Consider the following 24,469-nt stretch of genomic DNA (forward strand, 5'->3'; position numbering starts at 1 on the left):
TTACCTGTCGAGAACGGAGCGAAGCTCGACGAGGTTGGAGCGAACGCGCAGAACGTAAAATCCCATGGTGGCAAGGTGCGAGGGCATGATCCAACCGCTTTCGTCGCCGTTGGAAATGATTGCCGGCTGGATGCGTAGCGCCGCACGGGTCTGCCCCAGAGTGTCATTCCACAGATTGGTCAGATTGCGTTCGCGAATAACCTGCGCGAAGTCCGATCCGGCTGCCGACAGCACGCCGTAATAACCATAGAGCTGGCCATAGGCGAACCAGAAACGGTCGTCGGCGCGAGTGTCGAACCAGCCGCCATTATAGTTTTCCGAACGCTCGCGCAGAATGGCCGATGTCGAACCGATATCGCCGGCAATGCGGTCGATGAACTGGATGAGGTTATCGGCGCGGGTATCGAAGACGGCCTTGCAGGCGGTGAGTTCACCGTTAAATGCCTGGAAGCTGCGGATGGCGGCGCGATAGTAGCTCGGTGTCGGTGTTTTGGGGCCAAACGGATCGAGGCCGAAATACCAGGAATATTCGCTGAACTGCATGTTCCCGCGCGCTTCCTGGAGATTGTTGTTGATACCGGAGGTTCCGCGAACGCGACCGAGCGTATCCACCAGTTCCACCGCGGTGCGGCGCACCGCCTGATTCACGCCGCGCTGGAAGGACGCCTTGTTGTCCAGAAATGGCGTGCTGTCCCAGTCCACGCCGAAAAGGCCGAGACGATAGAGCAGCATGGAGGAAATCCATGCATTCTGATTGACGTTGAAATCGGTAAGATCGGCGGCAGCATCGACGATAGCCGAGCGCTGGCATACCGGTGCGGAGGTGTTTGCGGCAGCACCGGTGGCGCCGGCGGTGGCCGTGGGTGTTGCAGCCGGCAATTCCTGCCCGGGCGGCACCGTGCGTTCGGCAAGCTTGTAACGGGAAATATAATCCGGGTCGAAATTCGTCCAGACCTGCGTTTGCCAGAAGAAGTATCCGTAAAAGCCGGCCAGAAGGATGAGCACCAGAGCGATCGGACCCTTGATGATCCAGTTGCGGTCGCGATACCAGCCGTGGGCGGCCATGAAAGGCCACAGAAGCCAGGCGACGACGAGACCGGCGGCCTTGCCGATGGCGTTGAAGGCTGCCTGAATCAAAGCGGTTATCCGGTCGATCATGTCGTCATAGTCTCCTCTGCCCGTGGGGCTGAACGCCGGAAGGAACAACCGCGGTTCGGCCATGCGCCTTTTGGCGCTTCGCAACAACCGCGGTCGTTTACTGTCTTCCAGATATGTCCCTACCCACCGGGATACAACATGATTGCGAAACTTTTCTCAACCTGCGGTCCGCGCGGGTCGTTCCCGTGTTCCGGAACTACGCGTGGAGCATGTATCGCCTTAACAAGGTGACAGGCGGTTACAGACCGAGCTTGGCAATTTCGGCGTCCAGCCGCTCCCGCGCCTTTTTCGGCAGCTTGCCGGTCTTTATGGCATCCAGATTGGCCGGTGCGGCATCGCCGACCACAACGAGGGCGACCATGCCCATGCCGAGATGCGGCGTGCATTTGACGACGTATGCGCCGTCCTTCTCGACGGTCAGTTTCACCGTCTCGTTCATCTTGCCCTTGAAGTCCGCAACGCCCTCGGGAAGCATTTCCTTGACTGCAGCCGCATCATGACCCTTGTCGACGGGCACGAAGGAAATGACGTCGCCGACAGCTGCCTTGACGGTTGCCGGTTCAAAGACCATCGCCTGGCCATCGCTGCCCTTGTTGAGCATCTTCACCTCGATTTCGGCCGACAGGGCGGGAAAGGCAAGGAGGGCAGCAGCGATGGCAAGGCTGGCGACGGTGGCAGTTTTGTTGTGCATATCTTTTGCTCCTGAGAGAAAGCACATCCACGCGAATGTGTCCGCATGGTCTTAGCGCAGGAGCAGGGGAGCCATCCTTGCGAAAAATCAAATGCGGCAACCGGCCGCAGACGGTCAGTCGCCCTTGACCGTTTCGACCCAGTGGCGGCGGCAGAAGGAGACGTATTTTTCGTTGCCGCCGACATCGATCTGCGCGCCTTCCTTGACCACATTTCCTTCATTGTCGAAACGGGCGACCATCGTCGCCTTGCGGCCGCAATGGCAGATGGTGCGGATTTCGCGAAGCTCGTCGGCAATGGCGAGCAGTTCCCTGGAGGCCGGGAAAAGCTTGCCCTGAAAATCCGTGCGCAGGCCGTAGGCCATCACCGGAATGTTCAACCGGTCGGCAATACCGGCAAGCTGCCAGACATGGTGTTCGGACAGGAAGTTGGCTTCATCGATAAAAACGCAGGCAACGGGCGCTTCGGCATGCAGGGCCTCCACTTCGGAGAAGATATCGGTGTTTGCGTCGAAGGTCCGTGCGTCGGACGACAGGCCGATGCGTGACGCGACCCGGCCGAAGCCGGCCCGGTTGTCAAAGGCGGCCGTGAAAATCAACGTGCGCATGCCGCGCTCGTGATAATTATAGGATGCCTGTAACAACATGGTCGACTTGCCGGCGTTCATCGCCGCATAATTGAAATAGAGTTTTGCCATCGTCCACTCCCTGTACACCTTCGCGTCTTTTGACGGCGAAGGGTCGGGTTGAAAAGTGCCGCAACGGGAAAAACACAGATTTCCGCATGCCGCAGCTGTCCGTATCGCGGACTAAATGGCCGGAGATTTTCATCGTCGTGTCGCAAACGGCGGGCCAAAGCACGCAAATGCACGCGAGTTGATTGTATCCGGCAGATATTGATAATGGCAAGGGAACGAAAAAAAGGGAGCAAGCGATGTTTGCAAATAGAAGTCGCTGTCTGGCTTTGGCCGCAGCAATCTCCGTCATGACGTTCAATGCAGCCGGCGCTGCGGAGCCGGCAAGTTGTGGCAAGGTTCGTTTTTCCGATGTGGGCTGGACCGACATCACTGCCACCACAGCGACTGCCACGGTGCTGCTGAAGAGCCTCGGTTATGAAACCGACGTCAAGCTTCTCTCGGTGCCCGTTACCTATACATCCCTGAAAAACAAGGACATCGACGTCTTCCTCGGCAACTGGATGCCGACCATGGAAGGCGATATCGCGCCTTACCGCGACGACAAGTCGGTTGAAACGCTGCGTGAAAACCTGACCGGCGCCAAATACACGCTCGCGACCAATGCCAAGGGTGCTGAACTCGGCATCAAGGATTTCAAGGATATCGCGGCCCATAGCGGCGATCTCGGCGGCAAGATCTACGGCATCGAGCCCGGCAATGACGGCAACCGCCTGATCCTCGACATGGTCGCCAAGGACACCTTCGGGCTGAAGAGTTTCGAGGTGGTCGAATCCTCCGAACAGGGCATGCTGTCGCAGGTTGCCCGCGCGGGGAAATCCGGCGAACCGATCGTGTTCCTCGGCTGGGAACCGCATCCCATGAATACGAATTTCAAGCTGACCTATCTGACCGGCGGTGACGAGGTTTTCGGCCCCAATCTCGGCGGTGCGACGATCTACACCAATGTCCGCAAGGGTTACACCGAGGAATGCCCGAATGTTGGCGTCTTTCTCAAGAACCTGGAATTCTCCCTGCCCATGGAAAACGAGATCATGGGCAAGATCCTGAATGATGGCCTCGAGGGCGAAGCGGCGGCGACTGCCTGGCTGAAGGCCAACCCGGCCGCGATCGAACCCTGGCTTGCCAACGTCAAGACCAAGGATGGCAGCGCTGACGCCTTGCCCGCCGTCAAGAAGGCCTTGGGCCTCTAGGTTGCAGACAACGCATGTATCCGGCCTAACCTTTTAAACAGGCCGGATACTGCAGGAAATTACGATGTCCTTTGCATGATCTCGGTCCGCGAATTTTTCTCGCATCCGGGGTCACGCGCGATCCCGGTGTCCGGCAATGCTGTTGCCGGCCGTCGTTTCTGCATTAGCGGCATTTCCGGTGAAACGGGATCACCTTCAATGCCTGTTCTTCTTATTTTTTTGCAATTCCGGGCCCAAAACCGTTACGCATTTTTACTGGAATTGCTCTGGTTCACGAAAGGTCTTGTCTTACCGTGGAATGGCTCAGCGCTCCTGAAAACCGCCTGCCCGTCGGCCGATATGCCAAGGAGGCCATTGACTGGCTGACCGGCAATCTCGCTTTTTTCTTCGATTGGCTTTCTTTCATTTTCCAAAGCGTCATTAACGCCCTGCTTTACGTTTTGCAGGCGCCGCATCCGCTGGTCATCGTCGCGATTGTGACGGCTCTTTCAGCCTGGACGAGGCGGTCGGTCGGTATGCCGGTCTTTACGGCGCTTGGTCTGCTGTTCATCATCAATCTGGGGTACTGGAAGGCGACGACGGAAACGCTGGCGCTCGTTCTCGCCTCCAGCGCCGTCTGCATGATCATCGGCATACCGCTTGGAATACTGGCGGCGCGGCGCAAGTGGATCTATGCCGGCATGCGCCCGGTGCTGGATTTGATGCAGACCATTCCGACCTTCGTCTATCTCATTCCGGCGCTAGTGCTGTTCGGCCTCGGCATGGTTCCTGGGCTTATCGCCACCGTCATCTTCGCAATTCCCGCGCCCGTGCGACTGACCCGTCTCGGCATCGTTTCGACGCCGCCGGCGCTGGTGGAAGCGGCCATCGCCTTCGGTGCCACGCCATCGCAGGTTCTGCGCAAGGTGGAGCTTCCCTTCGCTGCGCCGCAGATCATGGCGGGTCTTACCCAGACGATCATGCTTTCGCTCTCGATGGTGGTCATTTCCGCCCTCGTCGGAGCCAACGGCCTGGGGGTGCCGGTGGTACGCGCATTGAACACCGTCAACATCGCCATGGGTTTCGAAGCTGGGTTGTGCATCGTCATATTGGCGATCGTTCTCGACCGACTTTTCCGCCTTCCCGGTACGGAGCATGATCTATGAGTGATGCAATCATCTTCGGAAATGTCGATATCGTCTTCGGCGACCGGCCCGAGGCGGCGCTGGCGCTGATCGACAAGGGCAGCACGCGTGACGAGATCAACGAGCAGACCGGACTGGTCCTCGGCGTTGCGAATGCCTCGCTTTCGGTAAATGAGGGCGAGATACTCGTGCTCATGGGGCTTTCGGGCTCCGGTAAATCGACGCTGCTCAGGGCCGTTAACGGCCTGGCGCCTGTGGTGCGCGGCAATGTCAGCGTGAAGACGGCGTCCGGTTTTGTCGATCCCTATCGGGCGACGGCGAAGGCGCTGCGCGATCTGCGCATGCATACGGTTTCGATGGTCTTCCAGCAATTCGGCCTGCTGCCCTGGCGAAACGTTGCCGACAATGTCGGTTTCGGGCTGGAGCTTTCCGGGACGCCGGAAGCCGAGCGCAAGCGCATGGTGGCCGAGCAGCTTGAGCTGGTGAACCTGTCCGCCTGGGCTGACCGCAAGGTGGGGGAGCTTTCCGGCGGCATGCAGCAGCGCGTGGGGCTGGCGCGCGCCTTCGCGACCGGAGCGCCCATTCTCTTGATGGACGAGCCGTTCTCGGCGCTCGACCCGCTCATCAGAAGCCGCCTTCAGGACGAACTTCTGGAGTTCCAGAGCCGGTTGAAGAAAACCATCCTCTTCGTCAGTCACGATCTAGACGAGGCATTCCGCATCGGCAACCGCATCGCCATGATGGAGGGCGGGCGTATCATCCAGTGCGGCACGCCGCAGCAGATCGTCAAGCAACCGGCTACGCAATATGTCGCGGATTTCGTGCAGAACATGAACCCGATCTCCATGCTGACCGCCGCGGACGTGATGAAGCCAGGCGTGGACGAACAAAACGGCCGGTTGAACGTGGCCGCCACCGCCCGTCCGACATCGCCGCTTATCGATATCCTCGATGCGCTCTCGAAACATTCCGGCGCGATCGGTGTTGTCGATAATGGCGCAATTATAGGCACGATTTCCGCAGACGAAATTGTGACAGGCCTCACTCGCCACCGCAAGAAATGAGAAACACTCGCATTGGTCGAGAAAACGAAAGTCCTTCCTCCCCGGAAGGCCTTTTTGTATTACCTAATGCTGGTATAAAGAAAAAGAATACCGAAGACATTATAAGTTATGCATTAAAATAATTACGAATAAAAAGCATATTGCAAACTTTGAGAAAATTGCGCAAAGTAAAACTAGATTCTGTACCTCCTTGCTAAATTTAAGGTGGTGTAAGGTAGTGGTCACGAAGCCAGACATTGGAAGACAAGATTTGTGTGCTCAATTTTTGATTGTTTTTTGCTCCAAATACTACTGAGAATGTAGCAGTTTGTTGCTAAAATGACGAAAAACAGGCGAAAGTCTGAAAATTTGATCAAGATGTCCAGGTAAATGATCAATGAAGAATAGTCTTGGAGGGGGACACGATATAAGCAAGATTTAGGTATATACAACGTATCGACTGAATTATAAAAAACACCTTTTGGACCACCTATAATAGCCACCATGACGGTCTTTCCGACTGTCATCAGGAGACTTGAGCGTATGGATAACCAATCTCTGTCGGAACATAGCATCGCCGCTGCAGACTTGCTCTCAGCGATGGCAAATCCCAAGCGCCTGATGATCTTGTGCACGCTGGTGGATACGGAAGTGCCGGTCGGTGTTCTCGCCTCCCAAGTTGGTCTCAGCCAGTCCGCGCTCTCGCAACATCTTTCGAAATTGCGTGCCCAGCGGCTGGTGAAAACAAGACGGGATGCTCAGACCATCTATTATTCCAGCAATTCCGAATCCGTCAAAAAAATCCTCGCTTCCCTCGAGGAGATTTATTGCCAGGTGCAGAAGAGCAGCAAGACTGCTGCCGCTTGATCTAACGGCCATCCCACGGCCCGGCGGTGCCATTCCGTTGAAACCGGCGCATGACGCCGGTTTTTTCTTTTTTTGGCGTCTGGCTCGCATGTAATGCGGTGAAAAGTCGCCCGCGCCACTCAGGGTGAAGACGCAGCCTGTATCTGTTGCTTTAGGCGGCTTGCCGCAGCCGCATATCCACCGTCGGCACCATCGACGAAATGCATATGGTCCTTCGAAAGCGGGGAGGGCACGATACAGGTCATCAATGCGGCGTCCTGCTCGTGCAGGCCGAAATAGCAGGTGCCGGAGAGGCGCCCCAGCTCCAGCCGCGCACGGATCTTTTCGAGCCTCTCGGCGTCGATATCAACCGTCATTTTCAGGCCATCGTCGAATTTCCTGAAATCGGTGTTGCTGGCAACCGAGCGCCGATAGCGATCCGCATTAAACCGTCCGAGCGACAATCCCGTCATGGCTAGGAAATTCACGAGGAAGCTCTCGCCGAGAATGCGCAGCGAACGGCGCACCTTGCCCCAGCTATCGTGATAGGCCGCACCTGCCCTGGCTTCCAGACCGAGGCCTTCCCGCACGAAGCCCAGTTTCGGCCCATCCTCCGGCACGGGGTGGCCTTGTCTTGCGTCCTGCGTGGCCAGATCGACGAGATCGATGACCAGCTGGCGGAATGCCGGCATATCCAGTGAGGGTCCCGGCATGGCGATGATCGACACCACCTTGCCATGGGTTGCCGGAATGGGGTTCCAGCGGCATGAAAGGCCGGTCAGGTCCGGCCGACCGCCTGTCGCAACCGTAGGCAGGGCATATTGCCCCTCCTTCATCCGCGCCTCGGCCCAGCTGTTGCCGCCGCCCGAAAACATGGCGTAGGAAACATCCTCGCTTGCCTGAAAGCGCGCGACGCGCACATCGAAGCCGTTGTTGCGTATGTCCTCTACCGGAACAAGCGCCACACGCATCGAAAGGTCGAGATCGTCCTTCACCCAGCGCTGCACGTTCGAAAGGGCGGTGCGCGCAAGGGATATCCCGTTCGGTGGCACCGCAACGGCGGCTCCATCGCCACCGAACACGAAGGGCAGGTCGTGACGCCCGAGGCTGTTCGATATGCCTGAGATGACCGCAGCGCCCGCCATGTTGACGGACTTATATCTGCCGGTGCCGATCGCCCCTGTCGAATCGATGATATCGGCAATGGCCAGCGCCCATCCCGGCGGCAGGGCGCGATAAAGCGCCGGGTCGGCCACGTCCTCGAAATGTCGGAAGACGGGCAGACCCGTCAGAAATTCGTCATCTGCTGATATCATGCCGCCATTATCCTCCTGCGGCGACCAAACGCCAAGCGTTTACGCCGTTGCGCTTGCCCGTTTCGATGACACGATCGAGGCTGGCCTGACGATAGATTTACCGCGAATAGACCTTATCCAGCAAAGGTGACTTGCATAAGCCATCAAACCTTCCGTATGAGTTGAAATGAAGGCTCGGAATTCAAAAATGGAACGGGTTTTCGCCGGGAGGCGTCCGCGAAGTTTCATTCGGTCGGCGCCCAAGGCGCTCATCGGGGCTGAGACCCCATTTCCAAGGAGACACCAGGATGAAACTGAAGACATTGACCAGCGTGACGCTTGCAGCGTCCTTCGCATTCGCACCGCTTGCCCATGCCGAAATCGTCATCGGCCTGATTGCGCCGCTTACCGGTCCCGTCGCCGCCTATGGCGACCAGGTCAAGAACGGCGCCCAGACGGCAGTCAATGAAATCAACAAGAAGGGCGGCATTCTCGGAGAGCAGGTCGTTCTGAAGCTCGCAGACGATGGTGGCGAGCCGAAGCAGGGTGTGTCGGCCGCAAACCAGCTGGTTGCCGAGGGCATCCATTTCGTCGTCGGTCCGGTCACGTCAGGCGTTGCCATTCCGGCATCGGACGTGTTTGCTGAAAACGGTGTCCTGATGATTACCCCCACGGCGACCTCGCCGGGCCTGACGAACCGTGGCCTTGCCAATGTTTTCCGCACTTGCGGTCGGGACGACCAGCAGGCAGAAGTTGCGGCGAAATACGTTCTTGCCAAGCTTAAGGACAAGAAGGTCGCCATCATTCACGACAAGGGCGCTTACGGTAAGGGTCTGGCGGATGCCTTCAAGACCACGCTGAATGCCGGTGGCGTTACCGAAGTTCTCTATGACGCGCTGACACCAGGCGAAAAGGATCTCGGCGCGCTGACGGCCCGCCTCAAGTCTGAAAATGTCGATATCGTCTATTTCGGCGGTTACCATCCGGAGGCCGGTCTTCTGGTGCGTCAGTTGAACGATATCGGCGCCAAGGCTGCCGTCATCGGCGGTGACGGCCTGTCTAACAGCGAGTTCTGGAACATCGGTGCCAAGGCTGGTGAAGGCACGATCTTCACCAACGCCTCCGACGCCCTGAAGAACGAAGATTCCAAGGCTGCTGCCGAAGCTCTAAAGGCCGCCAACATTCCTGCGGAAGCCTTTACCCTTAACGCTTACGCTGCCGTCGAAGTGCTGAAGGCCGGCATCGAGAAGGCTGGAAGCGCAAAGGATTCCGAAGCGGTAATCACGGCTCTGAAGAGCGGTGACGCTTTCGCCACGGCGATCGGCAAGGTCACCTATGGCGAGAGTGGCGACCTGTCATCGCAGGCTTTCTCGCTCTACAAGTGGCAGGACGGCAAGATCGTCGCAGCCGAATAAGGATCAGGCGTACCGGCCGCATCCGTTGCGGCCGGTACCATCTCCGTTGCGTGACTAGGGGCAAGCAGAATGGGCAGTGACGTGGACGCCCGGGATGCAAGCGCGGCGGGTGGGGAAAACCTTCCTCACATTGGCTTTGCGCGGATATTCCCGATTCTCAGAATTTTCGATGAGGCCAAGGCGCGGGAATTCTATGTTGATTTTCTCGGTTTCAAGGTCGACTGGGAACACCGCTTCGGCGAAAACTTCCCGCTCTACATGCAGGTTTCGCGGGCTGGAATGGGGCTTCACCTCAGCGGCCATCATGGCGACGCGACGCCGGGCTCCAATATCTTCGCCACCATGCACGGCGTGCATGCCTTCCAAAAAGAGCTGGCGGGCAAAGACTACCGCTTCCTGAAGCCTGGTGTCGAGGAACTGCCCTGGGGCGATGTCATGGAAGTCATCGATCCATTCGGCAACCGTATCCGTTTCTGTGAGCAGAAAAGCGAGGGGTGACGTCTTCGACGTGACCTCATGGGTCTTGACCTCGGCTGCGGTTTGAACGATAGGAAGCGCAAATAACGAACCGCGTGCACGGAGACCCCGTGCGCGCGGTTCGTGCGTTTTGGCGGTCAGTTCTGCAATTCGTTCGCATCCGCACGGGGGCAAAAAATGAACACTGAAGGCAATGCACTGGTAAGGAAGCTCGCATTCTGGGGCATTCCACTTTCTTTCGGCGTGCTTGGCCTCAAGCTCGTGGCTTGGTGGGTCACAGGGTCGGTAGCGCTGCTGTCGGACGGTCTGGAATCGACCGTCAACGTTGTTGCGGCCTTCATTGCCTATTTCGTCATCCGTTATGCGCAGAAGCCCGCAGATGACGATCACCAGTTCGGCCATCACAAGGCGGAATATATCTCGGCTGTCGTCGAGGGCGTGCTGATCGTCGTCGCCGCACTTCTGATCGTGCAGGAAGCCTGGGGTGGTCTCTTCAACCCGAAGCTGCCGGAAGCGCCGGTTCTCGGTCTTGCCATCAACGCGTCAGCGGGCGTCATCAACGCCGTCTGGGCGACAATTCTTATCCGCGTCGGCCGGAAATACGCTTCACCAGCCCTCAAGGCTGATGGTCATCATATCATGTCGGATGTCGTAACGTCGGCAGGCGTGCTGGTCGGCCTGGTTCTGGCGCTTCTGACGGGTTACGCCATTCTCGATCCGTTGCTCGCCATTCTGGTGGCCATCAACATCCTGTTCCAGGGATCGAAGGTCATTTTGCATTCGCTCGGCGGGTTGATGGACCGGGCGGTGGAACCGGAAGAAGACGAGGCGATCAAGAAGGCGATCGCCGAAAATTCCGTCGGCATCATCGGCGTGCATGATCTTAGAACCCGCCGCGCCGGTTCGGCCGCCTTCATCGATTTCCACGTCGTTGTTCCCGCCCCGATGACGGTGCGGGAGGCGCACGATATTTGCGACCGCCTTGAAGATGCCATAAGGGAAGTCATACCGGGTGCCAGCCTTGCCATTCACGTTGAGCCGGAAGGCGAAAAGGCGCATGGCGTCAAAGTGATCGTTTGAATAAGCAGGAGTTTTCCATGTCCGTGACGGATGTTTCCAGCCTGTCGCAGCTGGGCGCGAAGGTCGATACGCCCGAGAGCCCGGAAAAGGCCATTCTCGAAAAGGTGCCGAACGGCAATGCCGGTACCGATTACGTGGTGCGGTTCACAGCACCCGAATTCACCTCGCTTTGCCCGATGACCGGACAGCCGGATTTCGCCCATATCGTCATCGACTATATTGCCGGTGATTTTCTGGTGGAATCGAAGTCGCTGAAGCTGTTCCTGCAATCCTTCCGCAACCACGGCGCATTTCACGAGGATTGCTCGGTCTATATCGCCAGGCGGCTGGTGGAACTGTTGCAGCCGAAATGGCTGCGCATCGGCGCTTACTGGTATCCACGCGGCGGTATTCCGATTGACGTTTTCTGGCAGACCGGACCGGTGCCCGAGGGCGTGTGGTTGCCGGATCAGGGTGTGCCGACCTATCGCGGCCGCGGCTGATCCGGCTTTTCACGGTTGAAAACGTTCAGGCGAACGACCCGTCGTCGCCTTGATCGAAATCGTCATCGGCGCTGTCGTCGTAGTCGGCCTGCTGGACATCGTTACTATTGTCCGGCTGGGAGGAACTGTCGCCGTAGTAGTTGTTGATGACGGTTTCTTCGACCGGTGCATTGTTGCCCAGCGGATTGCCGCCGCCGAATGGCGAGCCAATGCCGAGCGACGATGCGTGGTTGCCGAAAATACCGCTCAGCGAATTGGCGAGCAGCATGCCGCCGGCAACACCTGCAGCAGCGCCGAGCGCACCTTGCAGGAAACCGCCGCCGGACCGTCCGGCTCCTGCGGGTTGCTGGCTCCAGAGGCCACCGGGCTGCTGATCAGGTGCGCGGCCTGCTGGTGAGCCCCAGGGACCGGCTGTCTGGCCTGCGGTATCGTTGCGCCATGATGTCTGGGGCGGTGGCGAGACGGGCGCCGGAGCAGGTGATTGCTGTTGGCCGGTGCCGAAGATCGAACTCAGAAAACCACCCTGTGCGGCTGCTTGCGGGGCCGCATTACCGCTTTCCAGCGCATGGATGCGGTCTTCGAGCTGTTGGATGTGTGCTGCTGCCGCTTCCAGACCCTTTTCCTGAACAATCACCGCCTGGGCGAGATAATAGGGGGCTGCGGGCTGATCGCGCACGGCATCTGCGATCAATATTTCCGCCTCGCGGTCGCGCGGAGTGGCGGATGCGGCTTTTGTCCTGTCGAACAGGGCCTTGAGAAGTTGGCTTTCTTCCGGTGACATATGATGCCTCCTTACCGTGAAGCGGAAATCAACGATAAGGAGGTAGGTCCAAATTCAGGCTTTTCAAAGCGGCCGAAACTTTAAATTTCGGTAATGATCGTCACCCGCCGAAGGCAAGCGAAAGGCCCGCTATTGCCGTCAGCGCGCCGGCGGTACGGCTTGCGGCCGAGCCGAAACGGGCAATTCGCAGGCCAAGCACGATGCCCGCGAGATGCAGGATCGCGGTTGCTATCATGAAACCGATGCCGAATTGCAGGGCGCCGGCGCTGCCGAGTTCACCGCCATGGGCATGGCCGTGGAAAAGGGCAAAAGCGCCGACCACGGCCGCAGCGGCTGCCGTCGGCAGCTTTGCAGCAATCGTGACCAGCAGGCCGAGGCCGATGACGGAGGCCAGGATGGCCGGTTCGACAAACGGAAGGCCGATGCCATAAACGGCCATCAGGAAACCAATGGCCATGGTGCCGACGAAGGCGGCAGGCACGATCCACAGCGCCTTGCGGTCATTCTGCGCCATGGCGATCTGCGATGCCCAGAGACCGACGGCAACCATTGCAAGAATATGATCCGCACCGAAGAAGGGGTGGGAGACGCCAGCCATGAAGGAGCCGTGTTCTTCGGGGTTCAAATGGGCGAAAGCGGGCAGGGCGGTGGCGCCGAGCGCTGCGGCAGCAAGGCTTAGTCTTTTCAGCATGATTCCCTCTTTTGATTATCGCCGCCAGCAAGGGGATCTTGGGATTCCCGCAATCGGCGGCACTGCAATGAGGACCTGACGATACCGCGAACCCGGAGAGGCTGTCCATGCGTCATCTGCCGGGGGCGATGTTTATTGTTGGGGCGCAAACCTTGCCTTTTTTGCTCATTGCCTTACGTAACAAGTCGCACTATGTCCGAAGGGCATGCATGAATTACGCTGGAGAGCCGCTGATGAACGAAGACGAAGACGACAAGAGCAAGGAACTGCCGATCGGCAAGGAAACGGAAGCGAATCTTTTCAAGTCGCGTTCGATCTTCATCTATGGTGGCATCACGCAGGAACTGGCGCAGAAGGTCTGCACGCAGCTCGTGGCACTTGCCGCCGCCAGCGACGACGACATTCGCGTTTACGTCAATTCGCCGGGCGGCCATGTCGAATCGGGTGATTCGATCCATGACATGATCAAGTTCATCAAGCCGAAGGTTTATATCATCGGTACGGGCTGGGTCGCTTCCGCTGGCGCGCTGATCTATGTTTCGGTGCCGAAGGAACGTCGCCTTTGCCTGCCGAACACCCGCTTCCTGCTGCACCAGCCCTCCGGCGGCACGCGCGGCATGGCATCCGACATCGAAATCCAGGCCCGCGAAATCATCAAGATGAACCAGCGCCTGATCAAGATCTTCGCCAAGGCCACCGGCCAGAGCGAAGAAAAGATCGCCAAGGACATCGATCGCGATTACTGGCTCGGCGCTGAAGAAGCCAAGGGCTACGGCCTCGTCGGCAAGATCGTCGAGAGCCAGTCGGAAGTTTAAGGTTTTGATTTTTAGTTGAGAGAGCCCGTGCCGGTGGAAACCGGCACTGGCTTTTTTCATTCAGGCCGGATGATACGTACCGCTCCCGGTCATGTGCATTGAATGTTCGGCCGGCATCACTTCATCGTGTTGCAGGTCTTCATCATGTCGGCTTTTTTCATCTTGTTCATTTCCATGTCAGCCTTGTGCATGCAGTCCTTTTTGGATGCCATGGACATGTCGCCTTTTTTCATCGTCTGCGTCTTCATGGTGTCGTTGTGCATTTTCGTCATATCGGTCTTCATGCCGTCGGCATGGGCGATGCCTGCGAAAGAAAGAACAGACAGCATGGAAGCGGTGGCGATGGCGGTGAAAATGCGGGTCATGAAAGATCTCCTCTGGACGTCATTAAATGTCCGCCGGCGTTGCACCGGGGCTCACGATTGTCCATTCGGTGGGGGCCCGTGTGTCGTTACACGCTCACGCGTTTGTGACATCATATTCGGGCGAGATTCTTTTCACGCCATTATGTAACAATATCCCGCCGATTGCGAATAACCCGATAGTGACGATGACAGGCAGCCTTTCGGAAGAGACATTAAAAATGCTGATGCTGCGTTCCCTCGATGGGGACGAGGGCGCTTACAGGCATTTGCTCCATGCCCTACGCAGGCTGCTGACAGCCTATTTCGACCGGCGCATGAGGGCCGCTTCACGGGGGGATGTGGAAGATCTCGTTCAGGAAACCCTGTTGTCGCTTCACGCCAAACGCGAGACCTATGATCGAGCAAGGCCGTTTACCGCCTGGTTCTTTTCGATAGCGCGCTACAAACTCATCGATCACTACAGGGGCAGGGGTGCGCGCCAGCTTTCGGAAGTGGAACTTGATGAGACGCTGGAAGCGGGATCGTCCGTCGATCAGGTCACGGCACGTATGGATGTGGAACGGTTGCTCGACGAGTTGCCGCAGCGGCAACGCGACCTCATTCGCAGGGTGAAACTCGAGGGTCAGTCAATCGCCGAAGCGGCCCAAAAATCCGGCCAGACCGAGCTTGCGGCGAGGGTCGGCATTCACAGGACGCTTAAAATGCTGGCGGCAAAGTTGCGAGGCGAAACGTGAGGAAGACGGAAGACATCATTGAACAACTGGCAAGCGGCCTCAAGCCCGTGCCTGCCTTGTCACTGGAGCGCCGGCTGGCGCTGGCCGTCCTGCCCGGCCTTGGCGTTTCGCTGTTGCTGATGCTTGCAATTCTCGGGCCGCGGGTCGACATGCACGACGCCTTGACCGAGCTGGGTTTCTGGATCAAGTCCGCCTATAACGCCCTGCTGGCCCTGACTGCGTTTTTCGCCGTCGGCCGCCTTACCCGCCCCGAGGGGAACACCGGCTGCCTTTTCGTTTGGCTTGCGGTGATTTTCGTTGTGATGGCGGCGATAGCGCTCGTACAGCTGGGGTTTGCCTTTCCGGACAATTACAGGACGCTTGTTCTGGGGTCGTCCGCACTGCATTGCCCGTTTTTGATCGTCGCTTTCGCGCTTCCGGTATTCCTGGCGAATTTTTCAGTTCTCAAACGCTCAGCCCCGGCTGATCCAGCCCTGGCAGGTTTTGTGGCTGGCATTGCGGCGGGTGCAGCCGGAGCCTGGGTTTATTCCTGGTTCTGCACCGAAAACGGCATGGCTTTCGTGCTGATCTGGTATTCACTTGGCATTGTCCTCACCGGCCTGATCGGCGCTTTTGCCGGTTCGCGTTTTCTGCGCTGGTAAAAGGCGTACCTGTTCAGCCTGCGGGCATCTTGCCAGCGGTTGGGTTTTTTGATCTTCAAGGGAAAGAGAAGATCCGGGAACCGCCATGTTGATGAAAGATTTTTCCGTACAAAGCCTGTTCATGGGGTGCCTGACCGCCTTTGTCGGCTTTGCCAGTTCTTTCGCCGTGGTGTTGCAGGGCCTGAAGGCTGTCGGTGCGACGGATTTCGAGGCGGCGTCTGGGCTGATGGCGCTTTCGGTGGCGATGGGGGTTTGCGCGATAGCGCTTTCAGTCGCGACGCGGATGCCTGTCAGCATCGCATGGTCGACACCTGGTGCAGCCTTGCTGGCGACCACGGGCGTGATCGAGGGCGGTTTTCCGGCCGCCGTGGGCGGGTTCATCATCTGCGCCATATTGATTATCATTGCCGGCCTGTTCCGGCCGCTCGGAAAGGCGGTGGCCTCCATTCCAGCGCCACTTGCCAACGCCATGCTCTCCGGGGTCATCATCGGCCTGTGTTTTGCGCCGATCAAGGCGATCGGCTTTAACCCGGCGCTCGGATTGCCGATCATTCTTGCCTGGATCGTGGTGGGAGCCTTTAAACGACTTTTCGCCGTGCCTGCGGCACTCGCCGCTTTCGTGCTGGTGATGATCTTCGGTGTCGATATTCCGGCGGGGGCGCTTGACCGTGTGGCGCAATCGCTGACGCCTCCGATGGAGTGGGTAACGCCCGTCTTCAGCCTGCACGCCGTCATTTCCATCGCGCTGCCGCTCTTCATAGTCACCATGGCGTCGCAGAATATTCCCGGTATCGCAGTGTTGAAGGTCAATCACTACGATCCGCAGCCCGGACCGCTTTTCGCGGCGACCGGCTTCTTCTCACTGCTTTCCGCACCCTTTGGCGGTCATGCGGTCAATCTTGCCGCGATTACGGCGGCGATGTGCGCTGGCGAGGACGCCCATCCTGATCCGAAACGGCGCTATTGGGCGGCGATCATCGGCGGTGTGGGCTACATCGTCTTCGGCCTGCTGGCGGGCGCGGTCACGGCTTTCGTGGCACTGGCGCCGCCTGTCCTCATTCAGGCGGTGGCGGGGCTTGCACTGGTGGGCGCCTTTTCCGGCTCTGCAGTTGCGGCTTTCAAGGATCCGGAAACACGCGAGGCAGCGGCGATCACCTTCCTCATCACCGCCTCCGGCCTTTCCTTCGCCGGTGTCTCCGGTGCCTTCTGGGGGCTGATCGGTGGCGGGTTGATGATGGCTTTGACCGGTTTCGTAAAAGGATTGAAGAGACAATAGCCCTTGCATCCAAATATTTCGCCGATTATAAGCTTGCCCATGAGCAACAGCATCGCAACCATTTCCGGCATGAGCGCGCAGATTTCTGCGATTGCCTCTCCGTGCGGTGCACTCTCGCTTCTTAGCCTCGACCTTACACGCGGTTGCCGGGTCCAGTGAGGAGCGCCCGGCGGCCGAAAGCCCGCTGGCGCAAACGCTCCTCATCTCGAAATCTCATTTTATACTGGATTTAGGCCCTTGAGGGCCGCGCATCCGCCGATGGCTCGAGAAGCCCGCGGAATGCGCAAGGAGGAAGCGAAATGGACGGAAAGATCACCAATATTTCCAAAGGCATGTCGGACGCGAACGTCAAGTATCGCCCTTACCCGACCATCAATATTCCTGACCGCACGTGGCCGGGCAAGACCATCACCAAGGCACCGATCTGGTGTTCGGTGGACCTGCGTGACGGCAACCAGTCGCTGGTCAACCCCATGGGCCACGACCGCAAGGCCCGCATGTTCAAGCTGCTGCTCGAAATGGGCTTCAAGGAAATCGAGATCGGTTTCCCTTCCGCTTCGCAGACGGACTTCGATTTTGCCCGCTGGTGCGTGGAGCAGGGCAATGTGCCTGAGGATGTTTCCCTGCAGGTGCTGGTGCAGTGCCGTCCAGAACTGATCACCCGCACCTTCGAAGCGCTGGAAGGCGCCAACAAGCCGATCATCCACTTCTACAACTCCACCTCGGAATTGCAGCGCCGCGTGGTATTCGGCAAGGATGTACACGGCATCAAGCAGATTGCTGTCGATGCCGCCAAGATGATCACCGACATGGCGGCCAAGGCCGGCGGCGGTTTCCGCTTCGAATATTCTCCGGAAAGCTTTACCGGCACCGAGCTGGAAGTGGCGCTGGAAATCTGCAATGCCGTGGTCGAGGTGGTGAAGCCGACGGCGGATAACAAGCTGATCCTGAACCTGCCTTCCACAGTCGAAATGGCCACGCCGAACATCTATGCCGACCAGATCGAATGGATGTGCCGCAATATCGACAATCGCGAAAACGTCATCATTTCGCTGCATCCGCACAATGACCGCGGCACTGGCATCGCTGCGACGGAGCTCGCTCTGATGGCCGGTGCGGACCGCGTCGAGGGCACGCTGTTCGGCAATGGCGAGCGCACCGGCAATGTCGACGTCGTGACGCTGGCGCTGAACATGTATACGCAGGGCGTCGATCCTGAGCTGGATTGCCGCGATATTGAGCGCATCAAGGCGGTCTACGAATATTCGAACGAGATGACGATCCCCGAGCGCCACCCTTATGTCGGCGAACTGGTCTATACGGCGTTTTCCGGCTCGCATCAGGATGCGATCAACAAGGGTATGAAGGCGATCAAGGTTGCCAATCACCCGGTATGGGAAGTGCCCTATCTGCCGATCGATCCGAAGGATGTCGGCCGCTCCTACGAAGCGATCATCCGCATCAATTCGCAGTCCGGCAAGGGCGGAATCGCCTATATTCTCCAGCAGGATTACGGCATCAACCTGCCGCGCAACCTGCAGGTGGAGTTCCGCGAAGATATCCAGCGCATCACCGATGAAGAGGGTGTGGAACTGCCGGCCAAGCGCATCTACGAGCGCTTCATTGAGCGTTACGTGACGCAGCCGAATGCGCGCATCAAGTTCGTCGATCACCACACCTATCCGGCGGGCGATTTCAAGGGCGTACGCATTGTCGCCGCCGAAATCACCGATAACGGTGAGGTGAAGCGCATCGAGGGCAAGGGCACCGGTCCTATCGACGGGTTCATCAATGCGCTGTCGGTCTATCTCGGCATCGATCTGTCGGTGAATGACTATTCCGAGCATTCGCTGCAACATGGGTCCAATGCTTCCGCCATTGCCTATGTTGAGATGGAGCATCCGGGCGGAAAATTGTTCGGCGCCGGGGTGAATACGAATATTGTTGGCGCTTCGCTGGAAGCGATTGTTTCGGCGGCCAATCGGGTGCTGGAAGAGCGGGTTAAGTAAAGTTGGCGTTTGGGGGTGGGGCTACCCCCTCTGCCCTGCCGGGCATCTCCCCCGAAAGGGAGAGATCGACCTGAGGCACGGTCTCGCCCATCTCAACGCTCAGAATGAATTGACGAAAGAGCGTCTTGCGGATCTCCCCCCTTGTGGGGGAGATGCCCGGCAGGGCAGAGGGGTGAGCCACAGACTCTAACCTCAACACTCCGGAGTTTATCCCTCCAGCCGCGAAAACCCCAACGGCCTACCATTCTCATAAAATACCCTGATATCTTCAAGCCCGATACCGGTTCCGGTGTCGTTGAGACTGTGGCGTTCACAGGCGACGTTCCAGGTGCCGGGGCCACCGGAAATATGGAAGAGATTATAGGCCGCGCGCGGTTTTTCGCCGCCCGGTCCCTGGCTGGCGGAGGCGATGCCGACGACCGGGATGTGCTCTTGCCCGTGGTGAGTGTTCAGCCAGTATACGGTGTTCAAATGGGTGTGGCCATGCAGTACGAGCTCGGCGCCGCCGACGCCAAGCGCTGCCGCGAAACGGCGAATGCCGAACATGCGCTTGTGCGCAGCCGCCGCACCGCGGATCGGTGGGTGATGGATCATCACCACGCGGAACAGGCCCTGTTCACCGGCTTTTTTTAAGAGTTCCGCGGTTGCGCGTGCTTGACGGTTGCCGAAATAGCCGGTGGCCGAGAAGGGCGGCGTTGCAATCGAGGTGGAGCAGCCGATCAGTGCGACGGGACCGCGCACGCGCATATAGGGGAAAATCTTGCGGTCATCGTCCCATTCCGCCGGGTCGCCATCGCCCCGCACATAAGGATACCAGGCGCGCATGGCCTTGTCGTGCGCGCCGGAAACATAGGCGTCATGATTGCCGGGAACGACCGAGATCTTTTCAGGGTCGCCGACTTCTTCCAGCCAGTCGGCGGCGGCACGAATTTCAATGCCTGTCGCAAGATTGACGAGATCGCCGGTAATAGCCAGATGATCCGGCGATTTGGCTTCGAGATCATCGAGCAGCTTTTCCAGCGTGTCGGTGAAAAGGTGCTTGCGGCGGTTGCGGTGCCAGTTGACGAAACCGGTGATACGCTTGGATGCAAGTTCCCGGAAAGTGAGTTTTGGCAATGGCCCGAGATGGACGTCTGAAATATGCGCAAGTTTGAACATGGCGGCAGAGATAACCTATGATATGCGGCACGTCCAATAAAAGCCTGCCGGCAAGGAGAAACCAGGGTGAATGACGAGAGAACCGAGCGGCAGGCCCGTCCGTTCCACACGCGTATCCTTATCCGCCTGCTTCATTTCGTTTTTCTGTTCACACGCGGTGCCACCCTCGGTGTACGTGCGCTCTGCTTCGATGATGCGGGACGGATTTTTCTGGTGCGGCATACTTATCTGCCCGGCTGGTATCTGCCCGGCGGCGGGGTGGAACGCGGTGAAACGCTGCTGATGGCGCTCAACAAGGAAATCCGCGAGGAAGGCAATCTCGAGGCTGCGTCGATCCCCGAGCTTGTCCATGTCTACCTCAATCTGGAAGGCAGCAACCGCGATCATGTGGCGCTCTACCGGCTTCAGGTCACCCAGACCACGCCAAAAAAACCGGATCATGAAATCACCGAAAGCGGTTTTTTCGATCTCTCGGACCTGCCGGAAAATGTGACGCCCGCCACCCGCCGCCGCCTTGCCGAACTTTCCGGCAAAGCGGCGATTGCCGATTACTGGTAGCGGCGGCGTCTCTGCCGTCAGGCAAGCGTCTCACGGCCATGGGCCATGGTAAGGTCCAGTTCCGGGCCAACGGGCACGATACCTGTCGGGTTGATGGTGAGGTGGCTGCGGTAATAATGTTCCTTGATGTGGCGGATATCGACTGTGTCCGGCACGCCTGGTGTCTGGTAGAGGTCGCGGAGGTAACCCGTGAGATGCGGGTAATCGTGAATGCGGCGGATGTTGCACTTGAAATGGCCGACATAAACAGGGTCGAATCGCACCAGCGTGGTGAATAGACGCCAGTCTGCTTCCGTCTGTTCAGCACCGAACAGGAAACGGCGGTCCTCCAGCCGGTCTTCCAGCATATCGAGCGTTTCAAACACCTTCACGGCATTTTGCTGATAAGCATCCTGGGTGGTGGCGAAACCGGCCTTGTAGACGCCGTTGTTGACGGTGTCGTAGATAACGTCGTTCAGCGCATCGATGTCGGCGCGCAGTGCTTCGGGATAATAATCCGCCGCCGATCCGGTGAGGTCGTTGAAGGCCACGTTGAACATGCGGATGATTTCGGCCGATTCATTGGAGACGATGGTGCCGCGTTCTTTGTCCCACAGTACCGGCACGGTCACCCGTCCCGAATAGTTGGCATCCGCTTTGGTATAGACCTGCCAAAGTGTGGAGAAGCCGAAGAGGTGGTCCTCGGTTGCACCCGGAGTGCGTTCGCCTTCCGGTTTGAACTCCCAGCCGTTTTCCAGCATCAGCGGATCGACGACAGAGACGGAAATCAGGTCTTCGAGCTTTTTCAGTTTACGGAAAATCAGGGTGCGATGCGCCCAGGGACAGGCGAGCGACACATAGAGGTGGTAGCGATCCTTCTCGGCCTTGAAGCCACCTTCGCCGGAAGGTCCGGGCGCGCCATCCACCGTTACCCAGTTGCGAAATTGCGAGGCGCTGCGCTTGAAGTGCCCCTTGGTTTCCTTGGTGTCGTACCAGACGTCTTTCCATAGGCCTTCCACCAGCATGCCCATGACGATCTCCTTGATTGTTTCCTTAACCGCAATCCTAACCGTTTAGCGCGGTGCCGCGAACCCGTGGCGCATTGAACAATGCGTTTCCGGTCTCGCATGGGCTGAATGGGATAGTGCCGAGATTTGTTCTGGACGGGTGGGAATTTTCCTGATAATTGCGATTTTCACAAATCTGAGGAAATCGTAGATTATGATCGAAACACGGATGCTCCGACGACGCTGACGCTCCTGAACGCCTTTACCGGCGCAGCCGTCATCTATTGTCGCATCCGCATTTTGGAAGTTTCGGTCTCTTCATGTCCAAGCACGATCTTGTCTACCTCACCGAGGACGCGTCGCACGACGCCATCATCGAAATCATCAACGAAGAAGCATTCGGTCCCGGTCGGCACACCCGTGCCGCCGCGCGCATTCGCGAGCAGGGTCCGCATGACCGGTCGCTGTCCTTCGTCTGCGCCGATGATGGCGAGACGATCGCTTCGGTACGCATGACACCGGTTCTGGCCGGTGGGGTGAAAGGCCATATGCTCGGCCCGCTTGCCGTGCGGCCTTCGCACAAGAACATGGGCATCGGTCGTGAACTCGTCCGGATTGCCATCGCTGCCGCCCGGCGGAAGGGTTCGGAGGCCGTCATTCTGATTGGCGATCCGCCCTATTACATGCCGCTCGGTTTCGAAAAGGTCGCCTACGCCGCGCTTGATTTTCCAGGCCCGGTGGATCCGAACCGGGTGCTGGTCGTGCCTGTTGGTGACGACGTGCACCAGCGGCTGAAGGGCAAGATCGGCTGGCGCAAATGCGATGCCGCCATGCCTGCAGCCCAGGCGGAAGACGACGGCTTCGAAGAGCCTCTTCGGGTTTACGGCTGACGGATTTTCGTTACGTCGGATTTCCCGCCCCTCACCAGTGCGTCCTTTTCCCTCATTCCTGTGACAGGCACAGAAATGAGGGACGGGGCGTTGAGTCGCCCATATACTGGCCGGTTATTTCGCTAAAGACGACGGGATGGTGTTCTGCCTTGAAACCATGCATCGTACTTCGCAAAATTCAATTCCGTTTCTTTCCCCTATGCGATAGCACTCGATAGTCGATTTCGGCACGGGGGCGAGCATATGACGGCAATCACCATGAACGATGCGCTGGAACGCGCAGGTGCGGGCGCCTATCAGCGGCGGTTGATGGGTATTTTCGGCCTCGTCTGGGCAGCGGATGCCATGCAGGTGCTTGCGGTCGGCTTCACTGCCGCCTCGATTGCCCTAACGTTTGGCCTGACTGTTCCGCAGGCCCTTCAAACCGGAACGGCCTTCTTCTTTGGCATGCTTTTAGGTGCTGCCGGTTTCGGGCGTCTGGCGGACCGTTACGGTCGCCGCCGTGTGTTGATCGTCACCGTGGCCTGTGATGCCGTGTTCGGTGTGCTTTCCGTCTTTGCGCCGAACTTTGCCATTCTTCTTGTCCTGCGTTTTTTGACGGGTGCGGCTGTCGGCGGCACCCTGCCGGTGGATTATGCGATGATGGCGGAATTCCTGCCCGCAAAAAACCGGGGGCGCTGGCTGGTCATGCTGGAAGGCTTCTGGGCCATCGGAACCCTGATCGTGGCGCTTGCAGCGTGGGGCGCAAGCCTTGCCGGTGTTGTCGATGCCTGGCGTTATATTTTCGCGGTTACGGCTTTCCCAGCCGTTGTGGGTCTGGGTTTACGGTTCATGGTGCCCGAATCGCCGCTTTACCTCGTGCGAAGAGGCCGATCGGACGAAGCCAAGGTCATCGTCAACCGTATGCTGGTGGTAAACGGCCGCGCGCCACTTGATGCCGGGACAGGGCTTTTTCAGCCGGAGGTTTCAAAAGGGCAGGGGATATTTTCGCCGGCGCTCAGACAGCGCAGCATCATGATCCTTGCCATCTGGTTCCTTGTCTCCGTTTCCTATTATGGCGTCTTCACCTGGATGCCGGCAAAACTGGCGGGAGACGGTTTCGGCTTCGTGCGCGGTTATGGTTTCCTCGTGCTGGTGGCACTGGCGCAGATCCCCGGTTATGCGCTTGCCGCCTATGGCGTTGAAAAATGGGGCCGCAAGCCGACGCTGATCGGTTTCTGCCTGCTGTCCGCCCTCGGTTGCCTGCTCTTCACGCTCGCTACAGGCGGCGCAATGATCGCCACGTCGCTTCTGATCATGAGCTTTGCGCTGCTTGGCACCTGGGGTGCGCTTTATGCCTTCACGCCCGAATTGTACCCGACGGAATCGCGTGCGACCGGCATGGGGGCTGCGGGCGCCATGGCAAGGCTGGGCGGCCTTCTGGCGCCGTCGTTGCTGGGTTATGCCATCGCGCAGGGCTTCGGTTTCGCCATCGGCATTTTCGCTGGGCTGCTGGTGCTGGCTGCGATTGCCGCAACGATGATCAACGCGGAAACGCGGCGGGTGGCGCTCTCCTGACACTGCTGCGCCAACCGCTTTCTTTCGAACGGATTAGAACCGCTTTTCAAGCCATGTGATCGCCTGGCCGCTGGAGAGCGGGGCAAGCGAGCCGATCTTGGTGAAACCGCAGCGCTCATAAAGCCTCAGCGCATCCGGGTTCATCGTGTCGATATAAGCGCCCATGCAGCCGCGCTTTTTCGCTTCCTCTTCCGCCATGCCGAGAAGCTTCGCGCCTGTGCCTTGACCGCGTAAGGTCTCGGGGATGAAGAGAAGCTGCACATAAAGCCAGCCGCGGCCGGTATAGCCGACAAGACCGCCGATGACGGTGTCCTCATCGTCGCGGATGGTGATGATGAGTTCGCGTTTGTCGCTTTCGCCAAAACGGGCGAGATTATAGGCCACCAGGGGATCGCGGATGGCCTTTTCAGCTTCTGCATCCGCGATGTCGCTCAAAACGAAATTCATGATTATCTTTCCCAGGTCGCCGAGCGGCGGCCGTTTCTCGTTTGCACTGCGAGACGTGAAAGCG

Annotated in this window: 26 protein-coding genes; 16 read left to right on the plus strand and 10 right to left on the minus strand. The window is 58.5% G+C overall.

Annotated elements, in window-relative coordinates; genetic code table 11:
• The 3 genes from AB4Z23_RS09115 to AB4Z23_RS09125 all read right to left on the minus strand — a co-directional run bounded on the left by AB4Z23_RS09115 (position 1) and on the right by AB4Z23_RS09125 (position 2,545).
• Entirely contained in the window at positions 1–1,158 is a 1,158-nt protein-coding gene (locus AB4Z23_RS09115; RefSeq protein WP_421477298.1) for a DUF2333 family protein, read from the minus strand.
• A 238-nt stretch (positions 1,159–1,396) separates the two neighbouring features.
• Positions 1,397–1,849, minus strand: a complete 453-nt coding sequence (locus AB4Z23_RS09120; RefSeq protein WP_003513601.1) for a pseudoazurin — start codon at positions 1,847–1,849, stop codon at positions 1,397–1,399.
• 114 nt (positions 1,850–1,963) lie between these two features.
• A complete protein-coding gene (locus tag AB4Z23_RS09125; protein WP_111798790.1) occupies positions 1,964–2,545 on the minus strand; it encodes a thymidine kinase in 582 nt (193 codons plus the stop codon).
• A 287-nt stretch (positions 2,546–2,832) separates the two neighbouring features.
• On the opposite strand from AB4Z23_RS09125, the gene AB4Z23_RS09130 reads away from it, so the two are divergent.
• From AB4Z23_RS09130 to AB4Z23_RS09145, 4 genes are all read left to right on the plus strand, one after another.
• The gene (locus AB4Z23_RS09130) at positions 2,833–3,735 is read left to right on the plus strand and encodes a choline ABC transporter substrate-binding protein (RefSeq protein ID WP_233283658.1); all 903 of its coding nucleotides are present in this window, start codon (positions 2,833–2,835) and stop codon (positions 3,733–3,735) included.
• A gap of 293 nt (positions 3,736–4,028) precedes the next feature.
• Positions 4,029–4,880 (plus strand): choline ABC transporter permease subunit, encoded by an 852-nt coding sequence (choW, locus tag AB4Z23_RS09135; protein WP_003513593.1) that lies wholly within the window; start codon positions 4,029–4,031, stop codon positions 4,878–4,880.
• Complete coding sequence (gene choV / locus AB4Z23_RS09140; protein ID WP_003513591.1) at positions 4,877–5,923, plus strand: choline ABC transporter ATP-binding protein; 1,047 nt, start codon at positions 4,877–4,879, stop codon at positions 5,921–5,923. The genes choW and choV overlap by 4 nt, the downstream gene beginning before the upstream one ends.
• 522 nt (positions 5,924–6,445) lie before the next feature.
• A complete protein-coding gene (locus AB4Z23_RS09145) occupies positions 6,446–6,769 on the plus strand; it encodes an ArsR/SmtB family transcription factor (RefSeq protein WP_003513586.1) in 324 nt (107 codons plus the stop codon).
• A gap of 119 nt (positions 6,770–6,888) precedes the next feature.
• Here AB4Z23_RS09145 and AB4Z23_RS09150 read toward each other — a convergent pair whose 3' ends face one another.
• Positions 6,889–8,064, minus strand: coding sequence for a DUF3095 domain-containing protein (locus tag AB4Z23_RS09150; protein ID WP_441360068.1), 1,176 nt, complete (start codon positions 8,062–8,064; stop codon positions 6,889–6,891).
• 287 nt (positions 8,065–8,351) lie between these two features.
• On the opposite strand from AB4Z23_RS09150, the gene AB4Z23_RS09155 reads away from it, so the two are divergent.
• The 4 genes from AB4Z23_RS09155 (at position 8,352) to queF (ending at position 11,497) form a co-directional block, all read left to right on the plus strand.
• Positions 8,352–9,458, plus strand: coding sequence for a branched-chain amino acid ABC transporter substrate-binding protein (locus AB4Z23_RS09155; protein ID WP_065662206.1), 1,107 nt, complete (start codon positions 8,352–8,354; stop codon positions 9,456–9,458).
• Between the two features lie 69 nt (positions 9,459–9,527).
• Positions 9,528–9,956, plus strand: a complete 429-nt coding sequence (locus AB4Z23_RS09160) for a glyoxalase superfamily protein (RefSeq protein WP_013636628.1) — start codon at positions 9,528–9,530, stop codon at positions 9,954–9,956.
• A 156-nt stretch (positions 9,957–10,112) separates the two neighbouring features.
• Positions 10,113–11,015 carry a cation diffusion facilitator family transporter gene (locus AB4Z23_RS09165; protein WP_003513576.1) on the plus strand — a complete coding sequence of 301 codons (903 nt, stop codon included), beginning with the start codon at positions 10,113–10,115 and terminating at the stop codon, positions 11,013–11,015.
• 17 nt (positions 11,016–11,032) lie between these two features.
• Positions 11,033–11,497, plus strand: a complete 465-nt coding sequence (gene queF, locus AB4Z23_RS09170) for a preQ(1) synthase (RefSeq protein WP_013636627.1) — start codon at positions 11,033–11,035, stop codon at positions 11,495–11,497.
• Between the two features lie 25 nt (positions 11,498–11,522).
• Here queF and AB4Z23_RS09175 read toward each other — a convergent pair whose 3' ends face one another.
• Both AB4Z23_RS09175 and AB4Z23_RS09180 read right to left on the minus strand, forming a co-directional pair.
• Entirely contained in the window at positions 11,523–12,278 is a 756-nt protein-coding gene (locus AB4Z23_RS09175; RefSeq protein ID WP_113292397.1) for a DUF2076 domain-containing protein, read from the minus strand.
• Between the two features lie 100 nt (positions 12,279–12,378).
• A complete protein-coding gene (locus AB4Z23_RS09180; RefSeq protein ID WP_003513569.1) occupies positions 12,379–12,969 on the minus strand; it encodes a HupE/UreJ family protein in 591 nt (196 codons plus the stop codon).
• A gap of 233 nt (positions 12,970–13,202) precedes the next feature.
• Between AB4Z23_RS09180 and AB4Z23_RS09185 the strand changes: the two genes are divergently transcribed.
• On the plus strand, positions 13,203–13,784 hold the full coding sequence (locus AB4Z23_RS09185) for an ATP-dependent Clp protease proteolytic subunit (protein WP_003513567.1): 582 nt from the start codon (positions 13,203–13,205) through the stop codon (positions 13,782–13,784).
• Positions 13,785–13,900: 116 nt separating this feature from the next.
• Here AB4Z23_RS09185 and AB4Z23_RS09190 read toward each other — a convergent pair whose 3' ends face one another.
• Positions 13,901–14,149, minus strand: coding sequence for a pentapeptide MXKDX repeat protein (locus AB4Z23_RS09190; RefSeq protein ID WP_421477294.1), 249 nt, complete (start codon positions 14,147–14,149; stop codon positions 13,901–13,903).
• Positions 14,150–14,367: 218 nt separating this feature from the next.
• Here AB4Z23_RS09190 and AB4Z23_RS09195 point away from each other — a divergent pair, with 218 nt between their 5' ends.
• From AB4Z23_RS09195 to leuA, 4 genes are all read left to right on the plus strand, one after another.
• Positions 14,368–14,883: a sigma-70 family RNA polymerase sigma factor gene (locus AB4Z23_RS09195; protein WP_003513560.1), complete on the plus strand. Its 516-nt coding sequence runs from the start codon at positions 14,368–14,370 to the stop codon at positions 14,881–14,883.
• Positions 14,880–15,524 (plus strand): NrsF family protein, encoded by a 645-nt coding sequence (locus AB4Z23_RS09200; protein ID WP_421477292.1) that lies wholly within the window; start codon positions 14,880–14,882, stop codon positions 15,522–15,524. Before AB4Z23_RS09195 ends, AB4Z23_RS09200 begins: the two co-directional genes overlap by 4 nt.
• Positions 15,525–15,612: 88 nt before the next feature.
• Positions 15,613–16,800 (plus strand): benzoate/H(+) symporter BenE family transporter, encoded by a 1,188-nt coding sequence (locus AB4Z23_RS09205; protein ID WP_065659345.1) that lies wholly within the window; start codon positions 15,613–15,615, stop codon positions 16,798–16,800.
• Positions 16,801–17,099: 299 nt separating this feature from the next.
• Complete coding sequence (gene leuA / locus AB4Z23_RS09210) at positions 17,100–18,809, plus strand: 2-isopropylmalate synthase (protein ID WP_421477290.1); 1,710 nt, start codon at positions 17,100–17,102, stop codon at positions 18,807–18,809.
• Positions 18,810–19,016: 207 nt separating this feature from the next.
• Here leuA and AB4Z23_RS09215 read toward each other — a convergent pair whose 3' ends face one another.
• Positions 19,017–19,967, minus strand: a complete 951-nt coding sequence (locus tag AB4Z23_RS09215) for a metallophosphoesterase family protein (protein WP_421477288.1) — start codon at positions 19,965–19,967, stop codon at positions 19,017–19,019.
• A gap of 66 nt (positions 19,968–20,033) precedes the next feature.
• Between AB4Z23_RS09215 and AB4Z23_RS09220 the strand changes: the two genes are divergently transcribed.
• A complete protein-coding gene (locus tag AB4Z23_RS09220; protein ID WP_019565194.1) occupies positions 20,034–20,525 on the plus strand; it encodes an NUDIX domain-containing protein in 492 nt (163 codons plus the stop codon).
• 17 nt (positions 20,526–20,542) lie between these two features.
• Here the strand turns inward: AB4Z23_RS09220 and AB4Z23_RS09225 are convergent, their stop codons facing one another.
• Positions 20,543–21,535: a glutathione S-transferase family protein gene (locus tag AB4Z23_RS09225; protein ID WP_421477286.1), complete on the minus strand. Its 993-nt coding sequence runs from the start codon at positions 21,533–21,535 to the stop codon at positions 20,543–20,545.
• 296 nt (positions 21,536–21,831) lie between these two features.
• Between AB4Z23_RS09225 and AB4Z23_RS09230 the strand changes: the two genes are divergently transcribed.
• Positions 21,832–22,401 carry a GNAT family N-acetyltransferase gene (locus AB4Z23_RS09230; protein WP_112290404.1) on the plus strand — a complete coding sequence of 190 codons (570 nt, stop codon included), beginning with the start codon at positions 21,832–21,834 and terminating at the stop codon, positions 22,399–22,401.
• Positions 22,402–22,644: 243 nt separating this feature from the next.
• Complete coding sequence (locus AB4Z23_RS09235) at positions 22,645–23,958, plus strand: MFS transporter (protein WP_013636616.1); 1,314 nt, start codon at positions 22,645–22,647, stop codon at positions 23,956–23,958.
• A gap of 33 nt (positions 23,959–23,991) precedes the next feature.
• Here the strand turns inward: AB4Z23_RS09235 and AB4Z23_RS09240 are convergent, their stop codons facing one another.
• The gene (locus AB4Z23_RS09240) at positions 23,992–24,405 is read right to left on the minus strand and encodes a GNAT family N-acetyltransferase (RefSeq protein ID WP_065659144.1); all 414 of its coding nucleotides are present in this window, start codon (positions 24,403–24,405) and stop codon (positions 23,992–23,994) included.
• Positions 24,406–24,469 lie beyond the last annotated feature (64 nt).

Source organism: Agrobacterium sp. MCAB5, from assembly GCF_052114365.1.
Lineage (GTDB): Bacteria > Pseudomonadota > Alphaproteobacteria > Rhizobiales > Rhizobiaceae > Agrobacterium > Agrobacterium tumefaciens.